The organism is Rhizobium sp. CB3060 (assembly GCF_025200735.1).
Lineage (GTDB): Bacteria > Pseudomonadota > Alphaproteobacteria > Rhizobiales > Rhizobiaceae > Rhizobium.
In genome coordinates, this window is the sequence record NZ_CP104158.1 from 2,794,045 (window position 1) to 2,807,112 (window position 13,068).

Below are 13,068 nucleotides of genomic sequence, written 5' to 3' on the forward strand. Positions count from 1 at the left end.
CCCAACCGATCCCCGATTGTCTCGCAATTCTCCGGAGCCTTGCATGCCCAGACCGATCATCGCCATTCCTGCCGATCTCCGCGAATTCGATGGTGTGACCTGGCATGCGGTGCAGCAGCAATATATCCGGGCAGCCGTCAATGCCGCCGGCCTGACGGCACTGATCGTCCCCGCGCTGGAAGACGGCAACGATATCGACGCCATTCTCGATCGCGTCGACGGCCTGCTCGTCTCCGGTTCCGCCAGCAACGTACATCCCTCGCTCTACGGCAAGGAAGCGCTCGAAAGCGACGGCCCCTTCGATCCGGCCCGCGACGCGACGTCGCTGCCGCTCATTCGCCGCGCCATCGATCGTGCCATCCCAATGCTCGCCATCTGTCGCGGCATTCAGGAGCTGAACGTCGCATTGGGCGGCACGCTCGCCAGCGAAATCCAGGAACAGCCGGGCATATGGGATCACCGCAAACCGCCGAATGTCGATCGCGACACGATGTATTCGATCCGCCAGAGCGTGTTCGTCAAGGAAGGCTCCTGCATCGCCCGCGTCATCGGCCCAGGCGAAGTGCGGGTCAACTCGCTGCACCGCCAGGCAATCGCCGAAACGGCGCCGCGGCTGCAAGTGGAAGCGATCGCCGAAGACGGCACGATCGAAGCCGTCTCGGTCATCGACGCCAAGGCTTTCGCCGTCGGCGTGCAGTGGCACCCGGAATATTGGGCGGAAACGGATTCGCCTTCGCGCAAGCTGTTTGCCGCCTTCGGCGATGCGGTGCGCGATTATGCGGCGAGCAAGGAGCAGCCTTTGGCAACCCCTCGCCACCAGCAGGCCGTTTGATCAAGCTTTTGATTTTACTGGTGTTTCCGGCACCGGCGTCAACGGGTTGCCGTTGCCGAACCACGCGATGATATTGTCCGCCACGAGATCGGCCATGGCGTTGCGCGTCGGCACCGAGGCAGATGCTACATGCGGCAGCAGCGAGACATTCGGCAGAGAGAGGTAAGCTGAGGGAACGTTCGGCTCGTCGTAGAAAACATCGAGGCCGGCAGCACCAAGCGTGCCGTTCCGAAGGGCGGCGATCAGCGCGTCGTCATCCACCGACCAGCCGCGTCCAACATTGATGAACACGCCCTGCGGCCCAAGTGCCGATAGTACCTCAGCATTGATCACCTTATGCGTCTCCGGCGTCTTCGGAACGATGGAAATCAACGTGTCCACCGATTGTGCCATCTCCTTCAGGGTCGGATAGTAATCGTAAGGCAACGAGTCGCGCGGCGAGCGCGTGTGATAGCCGATCTTCACCTTGAACGGCTCCAGCCGTCTGGCAATCTCCAGGCCGATGCGGCCGAGGCCGTAGATGCCGACGCGACGTCCCTTCAGGGAGAAAGGCGAGAGCGGAAAGGCTCCTTCCTTCACCCAGCGTCCCTCGCGCAGCCAGGTTTCCGCATTTGGAAATTGTCGTATCGTATTCAGCAACAGCGCGATGGCCGTATCGGCCACCTCATCGTTCAGCACATCGGGCGTGTTCGTAACCACGATGCCTTTCGAGGCCGCATGCCCGACATCGACGCCGTCATAGCCAACACCGAGATTGGCGATGACTTCGATATTGGGGAAGGCATCCATCCAGACGGCATTGAAACCGCCGGACACCGCCACGCCACGCACACGCGCCGCCGTCTCAGCATCGACCTTCGGGCTCTCGCCGGAGTCCAGCGCAATGATATCGAAGCGGCCTTTGAGCGTTTCGAGAACACGCGGGTGTATCTTCCCCGGAACGAGGACGGCAATGCGATTATCGGACAATGATCTTTCCTCTTGAAGATGCGGGTTCGACGCTATTGGCGCGCCTGATAGGGAGATGTCGACTGACGGATGCGCATTTCCGGCTTGATGAGATGAATTCCATCCGGCTCATGGCTGCCGGCAAGCCTATCCAAAAGCGCGCGCGCCGCAAGCCTTCCGACCTCGGCCTGACCGTTCCACACCGTCGTCAGCGCCGGAGTCGCGATCGCCGCCTCTTCCAGATCGTCATAGCCGGTCACAGAAATATCCTTGCCCGGCACAAGGCCGGCGCGGGAAATGCCGTTCATCAAACCGATCGCCACCAGATCGTTCCAGCAGACGGCGGCCGTCGGCTTCTGCGGCAGTGACAGGAGATGTACCGCCGCCTCGAAACCGCCCTGCTTGGAACGAGCGCCGGGAATGCGCAGATTGGGATCGACCTCGATGCCCGCCTTGCGCAGAGCGTTCACATAGCCCTGGTAACGATCACGGCCGGTTGAGGTCTGGTCCGTGCCGCCGATCATCGCGATGGTGCGGTGACCGAGGCTGATCAGATGGTTCGTCGCGAGCGAAATGCCATAGCTGTCGTCACCGCGAAAGGTCGGCAGGTCCAGCCCCTCCATCGAACGGGCGACGAGGATGGCCGGCATGCCGTTTTCCTCCGCCAGATCGAAATCCTCCGGCGGCGTGCCGATTGCCGGCGACATGATGATGCCGTCGCCGCCGAGCTGCAGCAGGGTTTCGAGGAAGGTCCGCTGCTTCTCGACCGAATCATAGTGGTTGGAGAGAATGAATGTATGACGGCTGCGGTCGAGCTCGCTTTCGATCGCCTTCAGAATCTCGCCGTAGAACGGATTCATGATGTCATGCACGACGACGCCGATAATTCCGGAACGCGATGTCCTGAGGCTCGCCGCACGGCGGTTGTAGATATAGCCGAGCGTGCGCGCCTGGTCCTTGATCTTCTCGCGCGTATTCACCGCCACCAGCGGACTGTCGCGTAAGGCAAGGGATACGGTCGCCGTTGAAATACCCAGCGTTTCCGCAATGGTCGAAAGCTTTATCTTTTGCGCCATGCGCTCCCCTCCTCGTGAAACGCAGCCAAATATATGATCCCGGCGCCTCACGAATCCGGAATTTAAAAACTTTAATTAAAAGCTTAAATCGCGCCGTGCAACTTGAATCCTCAAGGGAGCTCAGAATTCCCCATCATCTTCGTCATGGTCGCCGGCCTGAAGATTGCCGTCGATCGCCTTCAACAGACGCACGAGCGAACGGACATCCTTCTCCGAAAAACCGCGAGTGGCGAGTTCGTCGCAAGCCGCGGCCGAACTTGTAATCTCGGTGACGCTGTTGCGCCCGATCTCGGTGAGATAGACCTTTGTCAACCGGGCGTCCGCGGCATCGGGCCGCCGCTCGACGAAGCCCTGCGCCTCCATGCGCCCGATCGTGCGGGTCATGGTCGGCGCCTTGACGCCGAGCTTCTGCGCCAGCGTCCCCGCCGGCAGGCCATCGCTCTCCGCCAGCGCGAGGATGACGCCATCCTGGCCCGCGTAAAGGCCACTTGCAGTCAGGTTGCGGGTCAGAACCGTGCGCATCGACCGCGCCGCCTGCGTCAATGCCGGCGACAAATCGGCAAGCGTGTAGTCGCCGTGATCCTTCTTCTTACCCGACTTACCTTTTTTTCCGTCCTTGTTCTTCTTACCCATCGTGATTCCGTTGATCTTTCCGCCGCTGCAGCATCACGGTATGACATTGCGCAGGTTATTGACATAAACAAGAGGCACATCCGCAGATGGCACAGCCTATGCCGCGTTTCGATGACAATGATAGGACGCTGACGCCAACAGAACGGGCAAATTGGATCGTCGTCCTGCCGCTTGGCGCCCATGAACAACACGGGCCCCATCTGCCTTTCGAGACCGACACCTTGATTGCGGAGGGCATCGTCGCCCGCCTGAAGACTGCCCTACCATCTGATTTGCCCGTCACTTTCCTGCCCGTCGAGCCGGTCGGCTATTCCATCGAGCATATGGATATCGCCGGTACCAAAACACTCGCCTTCGACGACGCTGTCAATCGATGGCTTGATATCGCCGAAAACATGCACCATCTCGGCATCCGCAAATTCGTCATGCTGAACGCTCACGGCGGCAACTCGCCCTTGATGACCATCGTCGCGACGGAAGCACGCGTTCGCTTCGACATGCTGGCCGTCGCGACCAGTTGGACACGCTTTGGCGTACCTGAAGGGCTGATCGCGCCGGAGAACAAGGCCATCGATATCCACGGTGGCGATATCGAAACATCGGCAATGCTGGCACTCAACCCGGAGAGGGTCGACATGACCAAGGCTGCCGATTTCCCTTCGCAGCAATCCGATTTCATCAGGCGCTTCAAGCACCTGCGAGCCTATGGCCAGCACGCCTTCGGCTGGAGGATGTCTGATCTGAGCAAAGAGGGCGTAGCCGGCAACGCCAGTGCTGCGACTGCGGAGAAGGGTGAGCGGCTGATCGGCCATGCGGTGCAGGGATTGGTGGAGCTTTTGCGGGATGTCGATGAGTTTGATGTGGAGGCGTTGAGATAGCCGATCACTTGTGGCTGCCCTCTCCTCTTCGTCGGAAACGATTTCTCTCAGACCGACATCGAACCCGCCACTCCAAACCTGATGTGATCTTATAACATACAAAAGCCTTTGAACTGACGCCGCCAACTCCTTATATGGAAGCCGATCATTTTCCGCTCTCCGGAGAAAACTCCGATATTTCGAGGCTCCCATGACCGAAACAGCCACGCAGAAGCCCATTCCCGTCACCGTTCTCACCGGCTACCTCGGCGCCGGCAAGACGACGCTGCTGAACCGTATCCTCTCCGAAAACCACGGCAAGAAATACGCAGTCATCGTCAATGAGTTCGGCGAGATCGGCATCGACAACGATCTGATCGTCGAATCGGACGAGGAAATCTATGAGATGAACAATGGCTGCGTTTGCTGCACGGTGCGCGGCGACCTCATCCGCGTCGTCGAAGGTCTGATGCGCCGTCCGGGCCGCTTCGACGGCATTATCGTCGAGACCACCGGCCTCGCCGATCCGGTTCCCGTCGCGCAGACCTTCTTCATGGATGACGATGTCCGCGCCAAGACCGAACTCGACGCCGTCGTCGCGCTCGTCGATGCCAAGCACCTGCCGCTGCGACTGAAGGACAGCCGCGAAGCCGAAGACCAGATCGCCTTCGCCGACGTCGTCGTCATCAACAAGTCCGATCTCGTCTCTGCGGAAGAGCTGGCTCAGATCGAAGATATCGTCCGCGCCATCAATCCTGCCGCCCGCGTCTACAAGACCACCCGCTCCGGCGTCGATCTCGCCCGCGTTCTGAACCAGGGTGCTTTCAACCTCGAGCGCGCCTTGGAAAACGATCCGCATTTCCTCGAGCACGGCCATGAAGATCATGTCTGCGGCCCGGATTGCGATCACCACCATCATGACCATAATCATGATCATGATCACGACCATCACCACCATGATCATGATCACGACCACCATCACCATAGCCTGTCGGCCATTCATGACGTAACGGTGCAGTCGGTCTCGCTGCGTGGCGGCGAGATGAATCCGGAGCGCTTCTTCCCGTGGATCCAGAAGGTCACGCAGACCGACGGCCCGAACATTCTGCGCCTCAAGGGCATCATTGCCTTCAAGGGCGACGCTGAGCGCTACGTCGTCCAGGGCGTCCACATGATCATCGAGGGCGATCACCAGCGCCCCTGGAAAGACGGCGAAAAGCATGAGAGCCGCTTGGTCTTTATCGGCCGCGAACTCGACCGCGAAAAGCTGGAAAAGAGCTTCAAGGCCTGCGAGGCGGCCGCCTGATGCCGACTGTTGCTCCGCTTGATATCGACGGCCACGTTCTGGCCGTCGAATTTTTAGGTGATACCCCCTTCTTCGCCAGTGCTGCCGGCGCGATTCATCGGCTGGAAGGCGGCGAGAAGGTGACCGAAGCCCATCAGGGCATGCTCACCTGCGTTCGCGATCCCTACAACGACAGCTTGATTTCCGGCGGCGAGGACGGGAAGGTTCTCCGGATTGCCGCTGACGGCGGCGTTACCGTGCTTGCCGAGGCGCCGCGCAAATGGATCACCCAGCTCGCCGCCGGCCCGCAGGGCGCGGTTGCTTATGCCTACGGGAAAAGCAGCTTCGTGCGGCTGGCAGACGGCTCGATCAAGGAATTTGCCGAGGAGCGCACCGTCGAAGGCATCGCCTTCGCGCCGAAGGGCCTGCGCATCGCGGTCGCGCGCTATAACGGCGTGTCGCTGCATTGGGTCGGGATGGCAGGGCAGCCGATCAATCTCGAATGGAAGGGCGCCCATACCGGGGTCACCTTCTCGCCCGACGGTCAGTTTGTCGTCACCACCATGCAGGAAAACGCCTTGCACGGCTGGAAGATGGATACGAAGCCCGGCGCCGAGGCCAGGCACATGCGCATGACCGGCTATCCCGCCAAGGTGAAATCGCTCTCCTGGTCCAACAAAGGCAAGTGGCTTGCCTCCTCCGGCGCACCGGCGGCGATCGTCTGGCCGTTTCAGGGCAAGGATGGCCCGATGGGCAAAGCGCCGCTGGAACTCGGCACACGCGGCAACATCATGGCGACCTCGGTCAAGTTTCATCCGGTGGAAGACATCCTGGCGATCGGCTTCATTGATGGCATGATCCTGGCGGTGCGCATTGGCGACTCCAAGGAAGCGCTCTTGCGCCGTCCAGGCAAAGGTGCGATCACCTCGATGAGCTGGAGCAAATCCGGCAAGCTGCTCGCCTTTGCCTCCGAAACCGGCGATTGCGGCGTGGTTGACGTTTCCGCTTGATCAGAAAGATATGGTTATGTCCCAGACAGGAACGGCAATCGCCGGACATTCCCCTGCCGCAGCCGGCAGCGTCTGGGACGTAATCCGCCATGAAGCGGCCGACCTCGCCGGCCGCGAGCCGACCTTGCGCCCGCTGCTCGCAGCGCAGATCATCGCGACGCAGTCGGATGCCGAAAGCCTCGCCAATGTCCTGGTCGCCCGGCTTTCCGTCGCCGGCATCGAAACCGACGCTCTTTTCGCCCTGTTTCATGATGTGCTGACGCGGCATGCCGCAATCCTCCAGGCGACGGAGGCCGATCTCGTCGCGGTCCGCACCCGCGATCCCGCCTGTACGACCTATCTGCATGCGCTCCTGAATCTCAAGGGCTTCCACGCCCTTCAGACCCACCGCATCGCCCACGCCCTCTGGACGGAGGGCCGGCCGGAAATCGCCAGTTGGCTTTCCAACCTGGCCTCGCTCGTCTTCGGCCCGGATATTCATCCGGCGGCGAGGATCGGCTCGTCCATCATGCTCGATCACGGCTCCGGCATTGTCATCGGCGAGACTGCCGTTATCGAGGATGAAGTCTCGATCCTGCAGAACGTCACGCTCGGCGGCACCGGCAAGGAAACCGGCGACCGGCACCCGAAAATCCGCCATGGCGTGATGATCGGCGCCGGCGCAAAGATCCTCGGCAACATCGAAGTCGGCGCCTTCAGCAAGGTCGCGGCCGGTAGCGTCGTGGTAAAGCCGGTACCGGCCCACTGCACCGTCGCCGGCGTTCCCGCGACCGTCGTTCGCATCCATCGCGCCGATGAGATACCGGCCGAGACGATGGATCAGAATATCTAGCTTTAGTCCCTGAACGTCAGTGGCCGCCTCGTCCTTCGAGGCTGCGCCCGACGGGCTACGCGCCTCAGGATGAGGCGGAGTGGGCTCGTCGTCACAGTAAAGTAGAGACCGAACGATAGCCCGTTGCGGCCGGAGCCAAAAGATCAGCCCTCACCCTGAGGCGGGAGCGAAGCGACCCTCGAAGGGCGGGGGCGGGTGGATCGCATCAATGTCAGCCGTGACATAAGGTAGCAGGATACGGGCATCCGCAACACCTGTCCGCGACCTCCTTTTTCATGTCAGCAAAAACAACCCTTTAGTTACGTCCTTCATGGGCAACGCCTCCCTCTCCCGCCGCCCCCTTCACGGAACTGTCATATGCGCTTGCTAGCCCGGCATGGTTCCTTCCGCCTCGGCGCGGCGCACCTTAAGCGTCGGGGCAAAGCCCCCACTCGAGAGGATATGGCAATGATCTGTCTTTCGCGTCGCGCTGCCCTTGCCGCCGGCAGCGCGCTTACTCTGATTTCGCTCTGTTCCACCGCCGGTGCCGCCGACAAGGCGCCGACGAATACCGCGACGCCGATCAAGCATCTGGTCGTCGTCTTCCAGGAAAACGTCTCCTTCGACCACTATTTCGCGACCTACCCCAAGGCCGCAAACGTCGACGGTGAGCCGGCATTCAAGGCCGCCGACAACACGCCGACCGATATCAACACGCTGGCCAATGCCGGTCTTCTCGACAGCAATCCGAATAAGACCAACGCGGCAAACGGAGCCGATGCGGCCGCCCCGTTCCGCCTCGACCGCACGCAGGCAGCGACCCAATCGCAGAACCACGGCTACACCGCCGAGCAGGCGGCCTACAACAACTTCGCCATGGACCTTTTCCCGGCCAATACCGGCAGGGGCACCAAGGGTGCTGCCGGCGCTTTCGGCACCAAGGGCCAGGTCATGGGCTATTATGACGGCAACACCGTCACGGCGCTCTGGAACTACGCTCAGCACTATGCCCTGAACGACAATTCCTTCTCCACCAATTTCGGCCCGTCGACCCCCGGCGCGCTGAACCTCATCTCCGGCCAGACCAACGGCGCCATCCTGCCGCCCGGCTATGCGCTGGAGAAGGACGGCACCTATTCCAAGGGCCGCATCGTGCCCGACGGCAATGGCGGCTGGACCGTCATCAGCGACTTCGATCCGACCGGCGATGTCTGCTCGGTCGGCCAGACAGGGCTGATGTACGGCAAGAACATTGGCGACATGCTGAACGAACACAACATCACCTGGGGCTTCTTCGAAGGCGGCTTCGACCTGACGCAGACGAACCCAGACGGCACGACGGGCTGCAAGCGTGCGACGACCTCAACCGTCACCCAGGTCAACAGCGCTGACTATATCCCGCATCACCAGCCGTTCCAGTACTACGCCTCGACCGCCAACCCGACGCATGCGCGCCCGTCCTCGGTCGCTGCAATCGGCACCACCGACGCAGCCAACCACCAGTATGATGTGACGGACTTCTACGCGGCCCTGAAGAACGGCAACATGCCGATCGTCAGCTTCCTGAAGGCGCCGGCATATCAGGACGGCCATGCCGGCTATTCTGATCCGCTCGACGAGCAGGAGTTCGTCACCCAGGTGGTCAACACCGTTCAGAATTCGCCGGACTGGAAAGACACCGCTATCATCGTCCTCTACGACGATTCCGACGGCTGGTATGACCATGCCCACGCCGTCGTCAATCCATCGAAGCTTGGCGTCAAGGGTTATGACGTGCTGAACGGAGATGGCTGCTCGACCGGCACGCCGCTGCCGGGCGTCAACGGCCAGCCGGCCCAGGGCCGTTGTGGCTACGGCACGCGCCAGCCGCTGTTGGTTATCTCGCCCTACTCCAAGGTCAACTTCGTCGACCATACTTTGACCGACCAGACCTCCGTCATGCGCTTCATCGAAGACAACTGGATGGGCGGCGAACGTCTCGGTGGCGGCTCGTTCGATGCCATTTCCGGCTCGCTGAACAACATGTTCGACTGGTCGAAGGGCGATGCACAGAAGCTGATCCTCGACACAAAGACCGGCAATAGCGCTTCCTAAGCTGAAAATAAGGGGATGGACAATGTCCTTGAAGAAGCACCATTTCCTTCCCCTGATCGCACTCGCGAGCATCTCGCTCGCGGGGGCGACCATCGGCTTGGCAAGCGAACCCGCCGCCAATGCCGTCGCGGCAAATACCCGTGACGACACGGCTTCGCTGAGCGCCGTCGCGCAGCTCGGCCGGAAGCTGTTCTACGATCCCTCACTGTCAGGCGGCGGCCAGATGTCCTGCGCCACCTGCCACGATCCCGCCAATCACTACGCACCGGCCAATGACCGCGCCGTGCAGCTCGGTGGCCCGCATTTCGATCAGCCGGGCATCCGCGCAGTGCCGAGCCTCGCCTATAAGATGTCGACGCCTTCCTTCTCCGTCGGCGCGGAAAGTGCTGCCGACGAGGCGGCCGAGGCAGCCCCAATGACCGAAGCCTCCGGCGTGGCGCTTGCAAACACCCCGGCGACGGTCGCGGGGCCACTGACCGCACAGGCCGTCGTCAAAGCCAATTCGAACGCGCCCGATCTGGTGCCGCAAGGCGGCATGTTCTGGGACGGCCGTGTCGACTCGCTGGAGGAACAAGCGCTGCAGCCGATGATCTCGCCCTTCGAGATGGCCAATGCCGATGCAGCCGCTGTCTATGCCGAGCTGAAACAGGGTTACGGCAAGGACATCGGCGCCCTCTTCGGCAACAATGTCCTCAACGATCAGGATATGACGATCGCCGAAGCCGGTTTTGCGCTCGCCCGCTACCAGATCGAAGAGCCCTCCTTCCATCCCTATTCGAGCAAATACGACTATTATCTGCGCGGCAAGGCGATGTTATCAGACGCCGAAATGCGCGGGCTGAAACTGTTCGATGATCCCAACAAGGGTAACTGCGCCTCTTGCCATCTCGACAAGATGACGGGAGACGGCCAGATGCCGAACTTCACCGATTTCGAATTCGAGGCGCTTGGCGCACCGCGCAATCCGGACATTCCAGCCAATGCCGACGCGCATTATTACGACACCGGCATCTGCGGCCCGCTACGCAACGACACTTATTCCGCCCAGCCGCAGAATTGCGGACTGTTCAAGACACCGACGCTACGCAATGTCGCCAGCCGCCATGTCTTCTTCCACAATGGCGTCTACCGCTCGCTGGAGGACGTCACCCGCTTCTATGTCAAGCGGGACACCAATCCCGACGAGATCTACCCGAAGGACGCCGGCGGGAAGGCACAGAAATACAACGATCTTCCGGCGCAATATCAGGCCAATATCGACGTCATCGACGCGCCGATGAACCGCAAGCTAGGCGATGCGCCGGCTCTGAACGATACGGAAATCGCCGATGTCGTTGCGTTTCTGAAGACGCTGACTGATGGTTACGACCCGGCTAAGGATGGGGTGAAGGCGGCCAAATAGAAACGCCTCCGCCCGAACGGGCGAAGGCGGATTTGAAACCTCAGGCCGCCTTGGCGACCGGCGGCTGGGCCAGCTTGCGGCCGCTGGCGACGATCATGCCGACGGCACTGCCCAGCCAACCATCCTTGAGTTCCAGCGCGAGGAAACGGTCGCGCTGGAATGGGCCAGGCATGACCAGATGGCGCGCCTTTTCGGCGAAGAAGCCGAAACGCTCGTAATAGGGTGCATCGCCGACGAGCAGGACAGCGCCATGGCCGCGCTTCTTGGCTTCGAGGATGGCGGCACGCATCAGCGCCGAGCCGACACCCTTGCCTTCGTGGGCGCCATCGACCGCCAGCGGGCCGAGCAGCAGCGCATCGACCGGGCGGGTCTCACGATCGACGCCAGCTTCGACGTTCCACAGGCGAACGGTGCCGATGACATGGCCGGCGCGATCGCGGGCGACAAGCGCCAGGCCCTCGGCCGGAACGCGGCCACGGCGAAGCTTTTCGGACGACTTCTTGCGGCGATCGGCGCCCATGACGCGATCAAGCAGATTTTCGCGCGCGACGACATCGCCTGCGTTTTCCAGGTCGAGGGTGAAGGTGGACGGCGCAAAGAATGCGCGCACAGAATCAAGAACAGCGGCCATACCGGCCTCCCGTGCCCAATACCGTTATCAGCGGTGGTGACAAACTATTGTGAGGGTGCCGCCCCGGCTGGCTACGGGGGCGGCTTTGTCGGAGTTTAGATCCTTACGGGATCTTAGATGATGTAGGCCTTCAGCGGGTCGAAGCCGTTGAACGCTACAGCCGAGTAGGTCGTCGTATAGGCGCCCGTGCCTTCAATCAGGACCTCGTCGCCGATCGTGAGCGTCACGGGCAGCGGATAGAGGTTCTTCTCGTAGAGCACGTCGGCCGAATCGCAGGTCGGACCGGCAATGATGCAGGCTTCCATCTCGTCGGCGTCGCGCTCGGTGCGGATCGGATAGCGGATCGCCTCGTCCATGGTTTCGGCGAGACCACCGAATTTGCCGATGTCGAGGAAGACCCAGCGAGCGGCATCGTTGTCCGACTTCTTCGAAATCAGGACGACTTCAGCCTTGATCACGCCGGCATTGCCGACCATGCCGCGGCCCGGCTCGATGATGGTGTGCGGGATCTGGTTGCCGAAATGGGCGCGCAGAGCCGCAAAGATCGCCTTGCCGTATGCTTCCGCCGACGGAACGTCACGCAGGTACTTGGTCGGGAAACCGCCGCCCATGTTGACCATCTGCAGGTGAATGCCCTGCTTGGCGAGCGAGACGAAGACGCGCTTGGCATCGGCGAGAGCCGCATCCCAGGCATCGACCTTGGTCATCTGCGAGCCGACGTGGAACGACACGCCGTAGGATGCCAGACCGAGCTGATGGGCATAGACGAGAACGTCGACAGCCATCTGCGGAACGCAGCCGAACTTGCGCGACAGCGGCCATTCGGCGCCTTCACCATCCGTCAGGACGCGGCAGAACACACGAGCGCCGGGAGCGGCACGGGAAATCTTCTCGACTTCCTCGTGGCTATCGACGGCAAAGAGGTTGATGCCGAGTGCATGCGCACGGGCGATATCGCGTTCCTTCTTGATCGTGTTGCCGAAGGAGATGCGGGCAGGGGTCGCACCGGCGTCGAGCGCCATTTCGATTTCAGCGACGGACGCGCAATCGAAGTTGGAGCCGAGGCTTGCCAGCAGGCGCAGCACTTCCGGAGCCGGGTTGGCCTTGACGGCGTAATAGATGGCGCTGTCCGGCATGGCATGACGGAAGGCGTGAAAATTGTCGCGGACGACATCGAGATCAACCACCAGGCAGGGACCGTCCGGACGTCGGGTAGCGAGAAAGTCGCGAATACGTTGCGTGGTCATGTCAATTCCCTTTTCAATTCCAAAAGCTCCGGGAAAAAGACCCAGAGGACAAAGGGCGACGCTCATTCGCTCAGGTACCAGCCGGTGGAGACCCCGGAACCGTGCAAATGCGCGAAGCGCGGATGATGAACGAGTGCCGCAAGCGGCGCTAATTCGCTTTGTCTGCCATGGATTGGAGGGATAATCCCAACCGCACTTCCGGCAATGAAGGTGTGCCTCTTCAGTAACCCCGGCTGATGGAA

At 61.3% G+C, this 13,068-nt stretch carries 12 protein-coding genes; 7 read left to right on the forward strand and 5 right to left on the reverse strand.

All coding sequences use genetic code 11. The features are described 5' to 3' along the window. Positions 1-43 precede the first annotated feature (43 nt). The gene (locus N2601_RS13535; RefSeq protein WP_104824299.1) at positions 44-832 is read left to right on the forward strand and encodes a gamma-glutamyl-gamma-aminobutyrate hydrolase family protein; all 789 of its coding nucleotides are present in this window, start codon (positions 44-46) and stop codon (positions 830-832) included. Here the strand turns inward: N2601_RS13535 and N2601_RS13540 are convergent, their stop codons facing one another. From N2601_RS13540 to N2601_RS13550, 3 genes are all read right to left on the reverse strand, one after another. After that, positions 833-1,801, reverse strand: a complete 969-nt coding sequence (locus tag N2601_RS13540; RefSeq protein ID WP_104824300.1) for a 2-hydroxyacid dehydrogenase — start codon at positions 1,799-1,801, stop codon at positions 833-835. 32 nt (positions 1,802-1,833) lie between these two features. After that, the gene (locus N2601_RS13545; protein ID WP_104824301.1) at positions 1,834-2,856 is read right to left on the reverse strand and encodes a LacI family DNA-binding transcriptional regulator; all 1,023 of its coding nucleotides are present in this window, start codon (positions 2,854-2,856) and stop codon (positions 1,834-1,836) included. A gap of 120 nt (positions 2,857-2,976) precedes the next feature. After that, positions 2,977-3,489, reverse strand: a complete 513-nt coding sequence (locus N2601_RS13550) for a MarR family winged helix-turn-helix transcriptional regulator (protein WP_104824302.1) — start codon at positions 3,487-3,489, stop codon at positions 2,977-2,979. An 86-nt stretch (positions 3,490-3,575) separates the two neighbouring features. Here N2601_RS13550 and N2601_RS13555 point away from each other — a divergent pair, with 86 nt between their 5' ends. From N2601_RS13555 to N2601_RS13580, 6 genes are all read left to right on the forward strand, one after another. Further along, positions 3,576-4,367, forward strand: coding sequence for a creatininase family protein (locus N2601_RS13555; RefSeq protein ID WP_104824303.1), 792 nt, complete (start codon positions 3,576-3,578; stop codon positions 4,365-4,367). A 190-nt stretch (positions 4,368-4,557) separates the two neighbouring features. Beyond that, positions 4,558-5,652: a CobW family GTP-binding protein gene (locus N2601_RS13560; RefSeq protein WP_104824304.1), complete on the forward strand. Its 1,095-nt coding sequence runs from the start codon at positions 4,558-4,560 to the stop codon at positions 5,650-5,652. Next, positions 5,652-6,641: a WD40 repeat domain-containing protein gene (locus N2601_RS13565; protein ID WP_104824305.1), complete on the forward strand. Its 990-nt coding sequence runs from the start codon at positions 5,652-5,654 to the stop codon at positions 6,639-6,641. Before N2601_RS13560 ends, N2601_RS13565 begins: the two co-directional genes overlap by 1 nt. Before the next feature lie 16 nt (positions 6,642-6,657). Next, positions 6,658-7,473 carry a serine O-acetyltransferase gene (gene cysE, locus N2601_RS13570; RefSeq protein WP_104824306.1) on the forward strand — a complete coding sequence of 272 codons (816 nt, stop codon included), beginning with the start codon at positions 6,658-6,660 and terminating at the stop codon, positions 7,471-7,473. A gap of 447 nt (positions 7,474-7,920) precedes the next feature. Next, the gene (locus tag N2601_RS13575; RefSeq protein ID WP_104824307.1) at positions 7,921-9,546 is read left to right on the forward strand and encodes a phospholipase C; all 1,626 of its coding nucleotides are present in this window, start codon (positions 7,921-7,923) and stop codon (positions 9,544-9,546) included. A gap of 22 nt (positions 9,547-9,568) precedes the next feature. Next, positions 9,569-10,948: a cytochrome-c peroxidase gene (locus tag N2601_RS13580; RefSeq protein ID WP_104824308.1), complete on the forward strand. Its 1,380-nt coding sequence runs from the start codon at positions 9,569-9,571 to the stop codon at positions 10,946-10,948. A gap of 40 nt (positions 10,949-10,988) precedes the next feature. On the opposite strand, the gene N2601_RS13585 is transcribed toward N2601_RS13580, so the two are convergent. Together N2601_RS13585 and odc2 are read right to left on the reverse strand one after the other, a co-directional pair. Further along, positions 10,989-11,579: a GNAT family N-acetyltransferase gene (locus N2601_RS13585; protein WP_104824309.1), complete on the reverse strand. Its 591-nt coding sequence runs from the start codon at positions 11,577-11,579 to the stop codon at positions 10,989-10,991. Between the two features lie 113 nt (positions 11,580-11,692). Next, a complete protein-coding gene (gene odc2, locus N2601_RS13590; protein WP_104824310.1) occupies positions 11,693-12,826 on the reverse strand; it encodes an ornithine/lysine decarboxylase in 1,134 nt (377 codons plus the stop codon). Positions 12,827-13,068: the final 242 nt, after the last annotated feature.

Excerpts from the sequence above, each read along its gene's own strand:
- N2601_RS13535 (WP_104824299.1), top strand. The coding sequence starts at position 44 with ATGCCCAGACCGATCATCGCCATTCCTGCCGATCTCCGCGAATTCGAT.
- N2601_RS13545 (WP_104824301.1), bottom strand. The coding sequence starts at position 2,856 with ATGGCGCAAAAGATAAAGCTTTCGACCATTGCGGAAACGCTGGGTATT.
- N2601_RS13550 (WP_104824302.1), bottom strand. The coding sequence starts at position 3,489 with ATGGGTAAGAAGAACAAGGACGGAAAAAAAGGTAAGTCGGGTAAGAAG.
- N2601_RS13555 (WP_104824303.1), top strand. The coding sequence starts at position 3,576 with ATGGCACAGCCTATGCCGCGTTTCGATGACAATGATAGGACGCTGACG.
- N2601_RS13560 (WP_104824304.1), top strand. The coding sequence starts at position 4,558 with ATGACCGAAACAGCCACGCAGAAGCCCATTCCCGTCACCGTTCTCACC.
- N2601_RS13565 (WP_104824305.1), top strand. The coding sequence starts at position 5,652 with ATGCCGACTGTTGCTCCGCTTGATATCGACGGCCACGTTCTGGCCGTC.
- cysE (WP_104824306.1), top strand. The coding sequence starts at position 6,658 with ATGTCCCAGACAGGAACGGCAATCGCCGGACATTCCCCTGCCGCAGCC.
- N2601_RS13575 (WP_104824307.1), top strand. The coding sequence starts at position 7,921 with ATGATCTGTCTTTCGCGTCGCGCTGCCCTTGCCGCCGGCAGCGCGCTT.
- N2601_RS13580 (WP_104824308.1), top strand. The coding sequence starts at position 9,569 with ATGTCCTTGAAGAAGCACCATTTCCTTCCCCTGATCGCACTCGCGAGC.
- N2601_RS13585 (WP_104824309.1), bottom strand. The coding sequence starts at position 11,579 with ATGGCCGCTGTTCTTGATTCTGTGCGCGCATTCTTTGCGCCGTCCACC.
- odc2 (WP_104824310.1), bottom strand. The coding sequence starts at position 12,826 with ATGACCACGCAACGTATTCGCGACTTTCTCGCTACCCGACGTCCGGAC.